Source organism: Myxococcales bacterium (assembly GCA_016717005.1).
Classification (GTDB): Bacteria; Myxococcota_A; Polyangia; order Haliangiales; family Haliangiaceae; genus UBA2376.
Genome location: JADJUF010000037.1, coordinates 326,575 through 339,378, shown reverse-complemented (window position 1 = coordinate 339,378; position 12,804 = coordinate 326,575). Strand labels below are relative to the sequence as shown.

9 protein-coding genes are annotated in these 12,804 nt (G+C 73.5%); 4 read left to right on the top strand and 5 right to left on the bottom strand.

Annotated elements, in window-relative coordinates; translation table 11 throughout:
• The first annotated feature begins 44 nt into the window (after positions 1 to 44).
• A complete protein-coding gene (locus tag IPL61_25075) occupies positions 45 to 671 on the top strand; it encodes a glutathione S-transferase family protein (GenBank protein MBK9034499.1) in 627 nt (208 codons plus the stop codon).
• Between the two features lie 111 nt (positions 672 to 782).
• Here the strand turns inward: IPL61_25075 and IPL61_25070 are convergent, their stop codons facing one another.
• Both IPL61_25070 and IPL61_25065 read right to left on the bottom strand, forming a co-directional pair.
• Positions 783 to 1,376 carry a DUF938 domain-containing protein gene (locus IPL61_25070; GenBank protein ID MBK9034498.1) on the bottom strand — a complete coding sequence of 198 codons (594 nt, stop codon included), beginning with the start codon at positions 1,374 to 1,376 and terminating at the stop codon, positions 783 to 785.
• A gap of 31 nt (positions 1,377 to 1,407) precedes the next feature.
• The gene (locus tag IPL61_25065; protein ID MBK9034497.1) at positions 1,408 to 4,896 is read right to left on the bottom strand and encodes a M36 family metallopeptidase; all 3,489 of its coding nucleotides are present in this window, start codon (positions 4,894 to 4,896) and stop codon (positions 1,408 to 1,410) included.
• Positions 4,897 to 4,991: 95 nt separating this feature from the next.
• Here IPL61_25065 and IPL61_25060 point away from each other — a divergent pair, with 95 nt between their 5' ends.
• From IPL61_25060 to IPL61_25050, 3 genes are all read left to right on the top strand, one after another.
• Positions 4,992 to 6,752: a M1 family metallopeptidase gene (locus tag IPL61_25060; GenBank protein MBK9034496.1), complete on the top strand. Its 1,761-nt coding sequence runs from the start codon at positions 4,992 to 4,994 to the stop codon at positions 6,750 to 6,752.
• 400 nt (positions 6,753 to 7,152) lie between these two features.
• Entirely contained in the window at positions 7,153 to 7,326 is a 174-nt protein-coding gene (locus IPL61_25055; protein MBK9034495.1) for a hypothetical protein, read from the top strand.
• Positions 7,323 to 8,759, top strand: a complete 1,437-nt coding sequence (locus tag IPL61_25050) for an XRE family transcriptional regulator (protein ID MBK9034494.1) — start codon at positions 7,323 to 7,325, stop codon at positions 8,757 to 8,759. Before IPL61_25055 ends, IPL61_25050 begins: the two co-directional genes overlap by 4 nt.
• Before the next feature lie 92 nt (positions 8,760 to 8,851).
• On the opposite strand, the gene IPL61_25045 is transcribed toward IPL61_25050, so the two are convergent.
• The 3 genes from IPL61_25045 to IPL61_25035 form a co-directional block, all read right to left on the bottom strand.
• On the bottom strand, positions 8,852 to 10,063 hold the full coding sequence (locus tag IPL61_25045; protein ID MBK9034493.1) for a peptidoglycan-binding protein: 1,212 nt from the start codon (positions 10,061 to 10,063) through the stop codon (positions 8,852 to 8,854).
• A 107-nt stretch (positions 10,064 to 10,170) separates the two neighbouring features.
• Positions 10,171 to 12,045 carry a hypothetical protein gene (locus IPL61_25040; GenBank protein ID MBK9034492.1) on the bottom strand — a complete coding sequence of 625 codons (1,875 nt, stop codon included), beginning with the start codon at positions 12,043 to 12,045 and terminating at the stop codon, positions 10,171 to 10,173.
• A 2-nt stretch (positions 12,046 to 12,047) separates the two neighbouring features.
• Entirely contained in the window at positions 12,048 to 12,737 is a 690-nt protein-coding gene (locus IPL61_25035) for a hypothetical protein (GenBank protein MBK9034491.1), read from the bottom strand.
• Positions 12,738 to 12,804: the final 67 nt, after the last annotated feature.

The window sequence follows — 12,804 nt, the reverse complement described above, 5'->3', positions numbered from 1 at the left end:
GATCGCGGCCGCGCCCGTTCGACCCGGCGGTGAAAGGAACCGCCATGACCCAGATCATCCTCCACGGACCGCCCCAGAGCTCCTACGTTCGCACCGCGCGCATGGTCGCGCACGAGAAGGGCCTCGCGTACCAGCTCGCGCCGGTCGAGCTCGGCAGCGCCGACCACCTCGCCAAGCACCCCTGGGGCCGGGTGCCGCTGCTCACCCACGGCGACGTCGAGCTCATCGAGACCTCGGCGATCGCCCACTACCTCGACGCGATCGGCCCGGGCCCGGCGCTGGTGCCGACCGCGCCGGTGGCGCGGGCCGAGAACGAGAAGTGGATCAGCGTCATCCACTGCTACGCCTACGGCGACCTGGTGCGGAACTACCTGTTCCACTACCTGTTCCCGAAGACCGCCGACGGCCAGCCCGATCGCGCGCTGATCGAGCGCGACGCGCCGGCGATGGCGCGCGACCTGCGGCTGTTCGAGGCCGGGTTCCGCGGCGAGTGGCTGACCGGGCCGACGCTGGCGCTGGCCGACCTGTTCCTCGCGCCGATCCTCACCTACGTCGGGATGTTCCCCGAGGCCCAGGCGGTGCTGGAGGGGGCGCCCAACCTGCGCCGGTTCCAGCGCGCGATCGGGGCCCGCGCCAGCTTCGTCGAGACCGCGCCGCCGCGCCCGGCGTGAGGGCGCCGCGGCGCCGACGCGGCTGCCGCCGGCCGACGCGTATCACGACGACGCGCACGTCGATTCACGCCGCCGGGGCGAGGGATCGAGCGCCCCTGCGGGCGCTGACGCTCAGCCGCGGCGCCAGACCAGGGCGTGGTTGTTGGCCGGCAGCGCGACGGTCTCGATGCGCGCGAGGCCGCAGGTGGCGGCGCACGCGTCGAGGTCGTCGACGTCGCGCACGCCCCAGCGCGGATCGCGCGCGCGCAGGCTGGCGTCGAAGTCGAGGTTCGACGGCGCGGTCACGCCGCCGAACCGGTACGGGCCGTAGGTGACCAGCGGCGCGCCGGCGGCGAGCACGCGCGCCGCGCCGGCGAACAGCGCCTCGGTCGCGGCCCACGGCGAGATGTGGATCATGTTGATGCACACGACCGCGTCGGCGGTGGCGAGCGGCCACGGCCCGGTGACGTCGAGCGGCAGCGGCGCGCGCAGGTTGGGCAGGGCCGCGTCCTCGCGCCAGGCGGCGATGCTGGCGCGAGCGGCCGGGTCGGCGTCGGTCGGCTGCCACGTCAGGGCCGGCAACGCGCCCGCGAAGTGGACGGCGTGCTCGCCGGTGCCGCTGGCGATCTCGAGCACGACGCCGCTGGGCGGCAGCGCCCGGCGCAGGACCTCGAGGATGGGCGCGCGGTTGCGCGCGACGGACGGCGACGATCGCTGGGCGGTCACGGCGCCAGCGTACGCCGGGACCGCGCCCGCGTCAGGCCGCGCGCCGACGGCGCCGCCGGAGCAGCGCCGCGACCACCAGCCCGCCGGCCAGCGACGAGCCGGCGCCGGCGCCGCCGTTGGTGCTGCAGCAGCCGCCGTCGTCGGTCTGGTCCGGCGGGGCGGTGCAGGCGTCGGCGTCGGCGACGACCACCGGGAACGGCGTGTTGGTGATGCCGGTGACGACGAGGTTGTCGATGTCCCAGCCCGGCGCGCTGGCCGAGGCGTCGGTGCCGATGCGGAACCGCAGGCGGAAGGTCGTGCCCGCGAGCTGGGTGCCGAAGTCGAGGACGACGTGGTCGCGGGCCGGGAACGCCGGGTTCTGATCGCTGAACGCCATCTGCCCGGCCAGGACGTTGCCGGCGTCGACGCTGAGCGGGCCGTCGTACGGGATGTTGGTCAGGTCCGCCACGTCGCGCCAGGTGGCGCCGGCGTCGGTGGTGATCTCGACGACGCCGCCGTCCCAGTAGACGTCGTTCGAGAACTCGAACTGGTAGGCGTGGTCGAAGGCCACGGTCACCGGGCCGGCGCCGGCGGTCATCGCCGGCGACTCGATCGCGGTGTCGCTGGGGAAGCCGAGGTCCTCGCCGTGCCAGAACCGATCGAGGCCGACGCCGTCGACGGCGCCCCACGCGCGGCGGGCGTCGGACCCGGTCGGCGTCCACGGCGACACCAGCGCGTCGAAGGTGTCGCTGGCCGCGGCGGCGGGGTCGTCGTCAGCGACCAGCCGGATCGGCAGCACGATCTGGCGGGTCTCGGTGCACCCGCCGGGCGCGGTGATCGTGACGTCGACGGTCGCGGCCACGGGGCCCACGGCGTCGGCGACGGTGACCTGGAAGCTCGCGGTGCCGCTGCCGTCGGGCGCCAGCGCGCCGAGGTCGACGGTCGGGGTGGAGATCGTCAGCCCGGCGCTGCCGGTCGCGGTCACGGTCACCGCGCTCAACAGCTCGACGCCGACGTTGGTCACCGGCACGGTGATCGTCGCGGTCTCGCCGACGTCGAGCGCGCCGTCGTGATCACAGTCCTTGACGTCGATCGCCACGGTGACGCCGCTGGGCTCGGCGTTGCCCTTGGTCACGAAGCTCTCGAGCGCGCCGATGAAGTCGCTGGAGTCACGCGGCGGCGACACGGCGCACGAGCCGAGCCCGCGCCGGGCGAAGGCGGCGGTGAGCACCGCGGCGTCGGCCGGGCTGGCGGCGCGCGCCGCCGCGAGGATGGCGTTGCGGGTCTCGGTGAAGGTGGCGTCGGTCGGCGCCAGCCCGAGGCCGGCGACCACGTAGCGCATCATCGTGCGGCGGGCCTCGTCGAAGGTGCGGGCGCCGCGCGCCTGCTGCAGCGCGACGTAGCCCTCCCACATCACCTGGGCCCAGATCTCGCCGGCGTTGTGGACCTCGGAGTTGGCGCCGGCGAAGGCGAGCGGGTGGCTGGTCGGCAGCGCCGCGTCGTCGGCGACCATCTGGAACGTGAACGCGTTCTTGGCGCCGTCGGTCGAGTACGGCGCGCGGCGGATGCCGAAGTACGGATCGTCGTTGCTGGCGTAGGTGCTGATCGCGTAGGCGCCGGTCAGATCGTCGCCGTCGCGGGCCAGCGTCAACAGCGCGATGAAGTCGCCCCAGCCCTCGCTCTGGGCGCCGCACATGCGCGTGTTGCAGTCGCTCAGGCGGTGGTGGACGTAGTGGCCGAACTCGTGCGCGACCAGCGCCGCGTCGAGCGCGCCGTCGACCTCGGGCCCGAGGTCGCGGTGGAAGGTCGCGGTCACCGGCCCGGCGCCGAGGTCGGCGCGGATCGCGACGCCCTCGTCGTAGCTGACCGACATCACGGGGATCGTGATCGGCTGCGTGACGTTGGCGTCGTTGGGCAGGCCCGGCGCGGGGCTGCCGACGACGTTGTGCGCGATGATCAGCCCGATCGCGCCGGCGGCCTGGGCGGTCGCCGCCTTGACCTCGCCGGTGCAGTTGCCCCGGGCCAGGAGCGCGACGCGGCCGGTGACGTCGTTGGTCAGCGGCTCGCACCCGTCGTCGAGCGCGGCGCCGGCGCCGTCGGTGCCGGCCACGATCGTGCCGACCAGATCGTACTGGGTCGGGCCGTACGTCGTGGGCGCCCGGGTGCTCGGGGTGCGCGCGCCGATCGTCAGCGTGCGGTCGTCGAGCCCGCTCCACAGGTACACCTGCATGCGCGGCGCCATGCCGTCCTCGGGCGTCGACATGTTGGCGTTGTTGCGGGCGCCGTCGTTCGCGCTGTCCTGGGCCTCGGCCAAGAGCGCGTCGCCGGCGACGCCGCCGCGGCCGTAGTTGTCGGCCTGGCCGTTGCCGGCCGCCTCGGTGAAGCCGGCGTCGTACCAGTCGTCGTGGAGCCAGTTGATCGCGTAGAACAGCTGCGCGATCGCGGCCGACTGCTGCGCGGTCGAGGCCAGCGCCTCGGCGCCGGTGTCGTAGGTGCGATCGAACGTGGACGCGCTGGTGGTCGTCGCGCGGAAGTCGCCCGCGGACAGGCCGCCCGGCAGGTTGATGTCGGTGTACGCGTCGACGTTGTTGCCGACGGTCTCGGTCGCGCCCGAGGCGAGCCACGGGTCGGCGGGGCCGCCCGCGGGGTGGTTCAGGCCGTCGACGGTGACCAGGTTGGGGGCGATGAACGCCGGGCGGGCGCCGCCCGGGGTGCCGCTCGGGGTCGGCGAGAAGTCCTCGATCGGGCCGTCGAGCATGCGCCGGTCGCCGCCGGTCTCGGCCCACACGCGGTAGGTGAAGGCGGCGTCGACGGTGAGGTCGTGGCGCGCCAGCACCCGGCCGTCGCGGGCCGCGACGACGACGCGCTCGGCGCGGCTGTCGGTCGAGTCGCTGGCGGCGACGTAGGCCTCGACCACCCAGACCGGCACCAGCGCGTCGCGGTCGCGGTGCCAGCGGTGGCGGGCGCGGGCGCGCTCGACGACCACGTCGCCGGCGCCGCCGCTGAACCAGCCCAGGTCGGCGGTCGCGCCGGCCTCGGCGCGCAGGCCGGCGGCGACGTCGACGCCGGTGCTGGCGGCGACCGCGCGGGCGACCGCGGCGCGCGCGTCGAGCTGGAAGCCGTCGCGGTCGCGCGCCAGATCGGCCGGGACGAGCACGCCCGAGGCCGCGAGCAGCGTGCCGCCGGGGCCGATCAGCACCTTCAGATCGGCGCGATCGACCGGCACGCCGTCGACCTCCTGGGCCAGGCGCACCAGCTCGCCGCCCGGGACCGGCAGGGTCGCGCGCGCGACCAGGTCGACGGCGCCGGCCGGCGCGCCCCAGCGCGGCGCGATCCGGCGGACGTGGGCGATCGCCGAGGCGGCGGCGGTGGCGGCGGGCTGGGCCGGCTCGGCGGCCACCCACAGGCGGCCGGCGACCGCGGGCGTCGTCGCCAGCGTCCGGGGTGTCACGTCGGTCGGTGCGGGCGCGCCATCGGCGCACGCCGCCGTCGCCGCCAGCGCGGCGAGCATCAGTCGTCGAGAGAACACCCGGAGCTTCATCGCGCGACCATACACCGGCCCGGGGCCGGTCCAGTGGGGGACGTCGGCCGGCGTGACGGCGCCGACCCGCCCGCGATTCGGGTATAGACAGCGCCATGGCCCGTCGCGATCCGCACTCGTACAACGACGACACCCAGGCCGAGACCGCGCACCTGGCGCTGGTCGCGCGGGTCGACTTCGCGAGCCACACGCTCGACGCCGAGGCGACCCTGACCTTCCGGGCGCCGGGGTCGGGCCCGCTCGATCTCGACACCCGCGACCTGACGATCGCCGAGGTGGTCGATCAGGACGGCGGCCCGGTCGCGCACGTGCTGCACCCGGCCGAGCCGTTCCTGGGCGCGCGGCTCGAGCTGACGCTGCCGGCCGGCACCCGCGCGGTCCGCATCCGCTACCGCACCGCGCCGACCGCGTCGGCGCTGCAGTGGCTCGAGCCGACCCAGACCGCCGGCGGCGTGCACCCGTTCCTGTTCAGCCAGTGCCAGGCCATCCACGCGCGCGCGGTGGTGCCGCTCCAGGACACGCCGCGGCTGCGCATCCGCTACAGCGCCGAGCTGACGGTGCCGCGCACGCTGACCGCCGTCATGGCCGCGGCCCACCTCGGGCGCACCGAGGACGGCGACGTCGCGATCGAGCGCTGGGAGATGCCGCAGCCGATCCCGCCGTACCTGCTGGCGTTCGCGGTCGGCGACCTGACGTCGCGCGAGCTGTCGTCGCGGTGCCGGGTCTGGGCCGAGCCGTGTGAGGTCGACGCCGCGGCCTGGGAGTTCGCGGGCGTCGAGCCGATGATCAGCGCGGCCGAGGCGCTGTTCGGGCCGTACGACTGGGAGCGGTTCGATCTGTTGACGATGCCGCCGTCGTTCCCGTATGGCGGCATGGAGAACCCGCGGCTCACGTTCCTGACGCCGACGGTGATCACCGGCGATCGCGCGCTGGTCAGCGTGGTCGCGCACGAGCTGGCGCACTCGTGGACCGGCAACCTGGTGACCAACGCCAGCGCCGAGCACTTCTGGTTGAACGAGGGCTTCACGGTCTACGCCGAGCGCCGCATCATCGAGGCGCTCGAGGGCCCCGAGGTGGCGTCCCTGCACGCGGCCCTGGGCCGGCGCGAGCTCGACGAGTCGATCGAGCGGTTCGCCGACCGGCCCGAGCTGACCCGGCTGCGCACGCACCTGGCCGGGGTCGACCCCGACGACGCCTACTCGCTGGTGCCGTACGAGAAGGGCTACTTCTTCCTGTGCGCGATCGAGGCGGTGGTCGGACGCCCGGCGTTCGACGCGTGGCTCAAGCGCTACCTGGCCGACTTCCGGTTCGGCGCGGTCACGACCGACGACTTCGTCGCGCACATCGAGGCCGCGCTGCCGGGCGCGCTGGCCCAGGCCGACGCGCCCCAGTGGCTCGACGGCGCCGGCATCCCCGCCTCGGCCGTGGCCCCGCGGTCGACCCGGCTGGCCGCGGTCGAGGCGGTGGCCACCACCGTGCCGTCGGTCGAGGCCACCGCCGGCTGGACCGCGACCGAGTGGCAGCTGTTCCTCGAGCTGGTGCCGCGGCCGGCCACCGTCGCGACCTGCCGCGCGCTCGACGAGCGCTTCGACCTGACCGCGGGCCGCAACTACGACGTGCTGGTGTCGTGGCTGACCCTGGCCCTCGGCACCGGCGACCACGCCGTGCTCGACCGCGTCGATCACGTGCTCGCGCACGTCGGTCGGATGAAGTACCTGCGCCCGCTCTACACCGCGCTCGTGCGCGAGCCCGCGACCCGCGACCGCGCCGCGGCGGTGTTCGCGAAGGTCGGCGCCGGCTACCACCCGATCGCGCGGCAGATGGTCGAGGCGGTCCTGCGCGACGCCGCGGCGTGAGCCGCGCCCGAGGCTGAGCCCCGAGCCGTCTGAGGAGTGGCGACCAGCCGCAACGGGCGGGACGGTAGTGGCGCGAGGTGGCGCCGACGCGGGCATGAGAGGTCCGTTCGACTCTCGCCACCCTCGACCATGTCCGCGGGGCGACCGCCGCGGTCCCATTTTTGGGCTTGCCTTCGAACATTCATTCGATAGAATATTCCCTGTCAGGAATGCCCAGGCCCCTCGTCCCAAGGTTCGCTCGGTTGCAGGTGTTCGTCGAGCGACTCCTGGCCGCCCCACCGTCAGTCAGCGGTGACGACGCGAAGCGCCTGATCGACGAGACGTTGAACCGCGTCGAGGACGAGTTCACGACATCCCGTTCGATCCTTCTCGTTGGCGCACGGACGGCCGGATGTACCCGGTGCAGGACGACAACGCCAGCGACGTCGAAGGACACCCAGGCGTGACGAGCTATCGGAGCCGGAAGCACGAGACGCTGATCCGCACGAACGGCGCCTTCGAGATCCGCGACGCGCTCACGAAGGACGTCGTGGTGACGAAGGCCGGCGCCGATGGTCATGGAGTATGGTCATGAACTCAATCGAAGCCCTCAAGCGAGACCTCGAAAGCACGCTCCCTGATGTGGAGACGAAGCTCCGGAAGCCTCGCAACGAGACTGGACACTGGTGGCTTGATGCTTCGCGTGATGGTCACGCGGTTGTGATCGAATGGTCACCTCGCCGCGGCTTTGGCATCAACACCGACGACCCCGGAGACGGATACGGCGAGGGACCCGACGAAGTCTACACGGACCGTGCGGAAGTCACTCGGCGCGTAATCGAGTTGTTCGCGAATCGCGGCCGTTCAGTCCCTCCGCGCGAGGTGGTCCTGCGCGAGCTACGCGCAGCGCTCGGCTTCACACAAGAGCAACTCGCCGATCGCCTCGGCGTCCAGCAAGCTGCGGTGTCACGGCTCGAGCGGCGACCGGACATGACCTTGAGCTCGTTGCGCAGGTATGTAGAGGCGCTCGGCGGTGCTCTCGAGATCAACGTGCGCACGCCCGAGGGCGAGCAGGTGCGGTTGCTCGATGCGCCCCAGCGCGTGCGGCGCGCGACCTGCGAGCACGTCGCGGCGACTCTGGCCGGCGAGTACGGTGCAAGTCATTCGCTATCCTCGTCGTCTGCCGAGTTGCTGGGACAACTCGAGCGCGAGGCGCGGCAGCGGTGGGAGTTGGTGGCGCCCGATGCGCTTCGGTTCGAGGAGCGACCGGGTGAGCTTGCGTCCGCGGAGCCCGAACAAGGACGGGTCGCGCTGAGCGCTGCGCTCGTGTCGACCTTGCAGCGCCGGCTCGCGAGCAACTCCTGCGATGCTTTCCGGCCGCCGAGTTGGACCACGCGCGAGCTCTATCGCTACTTGCTCGGACACGAGGTGGGGCACTTTGTTCGTGAAGATTCACTCCGACTCGGTCCGACGTCCAAGTCAGTCATCGATCCCGAGTTGCGGGCTGATGCCGTCGCCGGATGGCTGGCCGCGGCCGTGGGCGACGAGCCTTCGACTGGGGCGGTCGTCGCGAGTTGGCTCGGATGCAGGATCCCGAGGTGCACGCATCCAACGCCCGAGCAACGGATGTTCGCGTTCCTGTCCGGTCATGCCCATGGCCTTCGCGATGAGTCGCGGACACCTCGAGTGAGCATGCTGGTGCTTCGTGTCGCCGATCTCGACGCGTCACGCGCGTTCTACTCGACCTTGGGGCTCGGGCTCGTGGCAGAAAGGCATGGACAGGGACCGCTTCACTACTCGTGCAGCACGCGGAGCGTCCTCCTCGAGCTCTACCCATGCACGGATGCGAGCCCGCGCCCTCACGGTCTGAGATTCGGCCTCGTAGCCCAGCGACACGCCTTTGAGCAGTTGCGCGATTCGGGCTTGCTGAGGCAACCCCCACGCCTCATTCGGTCGCGACCAAGCGCGGAGGTATATCTCGTGAGAGATCCCGATGAGAACTCGATTGAGCTCGCCATCGCTGCCTGAGTCGCGGCCGTAGATCGCTAGTCGCCGCCGCCTCCCGGCTACGCGTCGGCCGCCCCGGCTTCGCGTCGGCCGGTCGCCGCCCCGCGCCGCGCTCAGCCGTTCGCGCCAGCGTCAGCCAGGGCGCCGATGTCGATCCAGCCGTAGACCATGCGCTCGCGGGTGCCCTTGAGCGTCGTGCCGGTCGCGGGGTTGTACTTCAGCGTGACCCGGGCGATCTGCTCGCAGCCCTGCTGCACGCAGACGCCGTCGACGTACTTGCCGGCCTGGCCCTGCCCGCCGTCGATGCACTCCCACTGCTCCATGCCGTCGTCGGTCGGCGTCGGGCCCTCGATGAAGTTGCCCATGTGCGCGAACGTGCGGCCGTCGAGCTGCGAGAAGATCACGATGTCGCCGGGGCGCGGGCGGTCGCTGCCGCCGCCGGGGTGGAAGCAGCCGTCGGGCAGGTTCTGCGCCCGCCACTTCGGATCCATCACGTACAGGTTGATCTTGGTCTTGAGCTTCACGCCCGACTTCTGCTCCGCCATCGTCTGCATGATCCCCGAGAAGGAGTTGCAGGTGGAGAAGGTCTTGCCGTCGGCGGCCTTGCGCTGGGCCTCGAGGCCCGAGTGCGACATGATCGACTCGAACTTCTTGTCGCCCTCGACCGCGCCCTCGAAGTAGAGCAGCTGTTCGACGTACTGCTCGCGGTAGCGGTCGCCCGCGGTCTGGGCGCCGGCGGGGCCCGAGCCCGTCGTGGTCGTGGCCGGCGGCGCGGCGGTCGTGGCCGGCTCGGTCGTATCGTCCTTCACCGGCGCGCCCTGCTCGTGCCCGGCCTCGGGCTCGGCCCGCTGCTCGAGCGGCGCGCCCTCGAGCGAGCCCCAGGTCCGCGGGCCGACCACGCCGTCGGCGACCAGGTTGCTCTGGAGCTGGAACGCCATGACCGCCGCTGCGGTCATCGGCCCGAACGCGCCGTCGGGGCTGATGCTCGCGCCGTGCTTGATCAGGTGGTGCTGGAGCCGCTCGACCGGCTGGCCGCGCGCGCCCATCCGCAACAGCGGCTGCGGCCCCTTCGGCGCCGACATCGCGTCGAGCACCTCGGCGCACAGCGCGTTGCCGCCCTGCGCCTGCATCGCCGCCACGATCGCCTCGCGCTGGTCGGGGTGCCGCTTCAAGAGCTCCGCGAGCGCGGCCGGGTCGGCGCCGCCGGCCAGGAGCACCTTGGCCTCGGCCACCGCCGGCGCCTCGTGGGCGTGGGCGTCGATCTGCGCTCCGACGTGTGGGTCGACCTGCTGCTCGGCCGCCTGCTGGTGTGCGAGCTGTTCCATGGTTCGATCGGTAGAGTCGGCTTGGTGTCGTTCGTGACACCGAATCCACACCGACCCGCCGATGTCGAATTCTTGAGCTGCCCCCAGCGGCTGCGGCCGCCCGCGGCCTACGCGCGCGCCGCGCGGGGCGGCGTGGTCGTCGCCCGGCCGATCATCGGCGCCAGCAGGTCGCCGAGGTGATCGTCGCGCAGGAGGTACTCGAGCACCTCGTCGCGGCTGGCCTGGCGATCGCCGACCAGGACCTCGGCGGCGCCAGCGGCGTCGAGCATCAGCTCGGCCCCGACCAGGCGCATCGCGTCGTCCTCCTCGATCCACACGACCGCGCCGCCGTGGGCGCTCAGCTCGGCCAGGAGCTCGTGCGACTTCTTGGCCGACTCGGGCAGCGGCGCGGCGCGCTCGCGCAGGAGCACCGCGCAGTCGGCGGCGTGGTTCTCGACCAGATCGCGCAGCCGGGTCAGCACCCGGACCGTCGCCTGGGCCGGGCCGCTGTTGACGTCGACCGCGATCCGGCGCGCGCCGGCGGGCGTGTCGAGCGTGACGACCGCCGGCGGCCGCGGGCCGTTGCGCGGCTTCTCGGGCTGGTCGATCACCGCGATCGTGACGCCGGCGATGACCTGGCCCTGGTGCTTGGCGCCGTCGAGGATGCCGAGCACGGCGTTGCGGACCAGCTCCTCGCGGAACGCCGGCGTGCCCAGCTCGCGGCGCTCGGCGGCGCCGCGGCGGAACTTGTCGCGGGCGGCGCGCAGGGCCTCACCCGGATCGGTCTTGGCCCGCTCCAGCGGCGGCGGCGGCAGCGCCGACGGCTCGCGGCTCGGCTCGACCACGAGCCCGGTGCGGCGCATGTCGCCGAGCAGGGCGTCGGCCTCGAGCAGGAGCTGCCGGATGGTCGGGCGACGCTCGTCGACCAGCGTCCGGATGAAGGCCGACGGCAGGGGCCAGGTCGGGTAGGGCGGCGTGTGCCCGGTGCCGGTCCAGATCGGCGCCAGGCGCGCCGCGATCACGGCCTCGGCCTCGTCGCCGGTCGGCTTGGCCAGCGGCGGCAGCACCCGGATGCGATCGAGCGCGGCCAGCGGCACGTCCTTGCGCAGCTCGATCCACTGCTGGGTCTGGCACATCAGCACGATCGCGATCGGCGCTTGCTGGTACAGCTCCATCAGCGCGGTGAACATGCGGGCGACGCCGTCGGCGCCGACCAGGCCCGCGATCGACTCGATCTGATCGAGGCACAGCACGACCGGCCGGCTCGAGCACACGCACAGCGCGCGCAGCACCTCGAACGCGCGGGCCTCGTCGGCGACGCCGGTCCGCAGGTCGAGCGCCGCGAGATCTTCGTCGGCCAGCTCGGCCGCGCGCAGCCAGTCGACGATCGCGCGCTCGGCGTCGCGGTCGGTGATCCGGCACAGCACCTTGCCGAAATCGGCTGGCAGCCCCGACAGCGGCGCCAGCCGACGGCCGCGCTTGTACAGGAGCGCGCCCAGCTCGGGGTCCTGCTGGGCCAGGTTGCGGAACGCCATCGCGAACTGCTCGCCGCCGATCAGCGCCTGGTCGATCCGATCGACCACGTCGTCGTCGTCGTGGTCCTCGGCGTCGGCCCGGACCGCGGTCGCGACCTGCCGCAGCGTGTCCCAGAGCAGGCGCTCGAGGGCGCCGGCGGCGGCCAGGCCCTGGACCGCGTAACGGGCGATGTGCACGAACGGCGCCGCCAGATCCTTGAGCGGCGGCACGTCGACGCACACGTACTGGCCGTCGGCGCGTCGGCGCAGGTGCGCGAGCTGGTGGGTCTTGCCCATGCCGGGATCGCCGGTGATGAGCACCATCTGCGAGCGGCGCTCGCGCCCGACCACCGCGATGGCCTCGGCGACCGCCATGCGCGCGGGCGCGTGGATCGTGGCGACGTCGGGCGGCGGCAGCGCGTCGGGATCGAGGCGGGCCACCGGGTCGGCGAACGGGCGAGCGTCGAGGAGCACCTGGGCCAGCGTCATCGCTACCTCCGCGCCACGTAGTAGAGGAGGCCGCGCCCGCTGCGCTCGATGCCGGCGCTGCGATCGGCGACCGCGGTCGGGGACTGGGCCACGGCCAGATCGAACGTCCAGGCCTTCTCGAGGTCCTCGAGCGCGCTGGTGACCTCGGCGTCGCTGGCGCCGACCCCGCGGCGGCGCAGCTCGGCGCGGACCTCGGGGATCGGGACCAGCCCGCCGAGCCGGCCGCTGGCGTCGAGCTCGCCGACCACCGCGACGATCGTGGAGCGCAGCGCGGCGGGCTCGATCGTGGGCTCGATCGCGGGCTCGATCGTGGGCGCGATCGTCGGCGCGATCGTCGGCGCGATCGTCGGCGCGACCGGACCCTCGAGCGCGGCGACCCGCGCCGCCAGCGCCGCGACGGTCGCCTCGAGCTGGGCCAGGCGGACGGCCGCGGTCGGGGCCTTGGGCCTGGCGACGCGGGCCGCCTTCGGCGGCTTCGGCGGCTTCGGCGGCGGGGCCAGCGCTTCCAGCCGCGCGCGCTCGGCCACCCCGGCCGCGGTCAGGCGCACCAGCACCACGCGGCCGTCCTTGCGGGCCTCGACCCAGCCGGCCTCGACCAGCGCTGGCAGCGCGGGCCCGAGCCCGCGCACCTTGCCGGCGGCGAGCTCGTCGCCGGGCGTCAGCTTGGCCAGGAGGTCGGCGGGGGTTCCCACCGCCCGATCGTAAGCCGTGCGGGCCGCCACGTCGATCCCCTGCGACAGGCGCGACGCGCCGGGCGCG